Annotated in this window: 1 protein-coding gene; it reads left to right on the top strand. The window is 44.2% G+C overall.

Annotation, left to right across the window (positions count from 1 at the left end; genetic code table 11):
• Positions 1 to 35: 35 nt before the first annotated feature.
• A partial coding sequence (locus Q1A70_RS20815; protein ID WP_299695979.1) for a transglycosylase SLT domain-containing protein occupies positions 36 to 217 on the top strand: 182 nt, incomplete at its 3' end.

Here is a 217-nt window from a genome sequence, read left to right as displayed (position 1 = left end):
ACCTATCATTAGGTCATTCGGTGGACTTGGGGTTGATGCAAATCAACACAACAAACTTGAGGGCTTACAAGGTGAGCGTGGAGGATATGTTCGACCCTTGCCAGAACATCACGGTAGGCTCAAAGATTTTGTATGAGGGTTATCAGCGAGCTTTAAGGATAAATTCCGAGCCTGATATGGCATTAAAAATTGCGTTGTCTTATTACAACACGGGCAG

The sequence above is a fragment of the uncultured Vibrio sp. genome, assembly GCF_947488985.1.
Lineage (GTDB): Bacteria > Pseudomonadota > Gammaproteobacteria > Enterobacterales > Vibrionaceae > Vibrio.
Note: the sequence above shows the minus strand (reverse complement) of the source record. Positions and strands in the feature narration are given on the sequence as shown.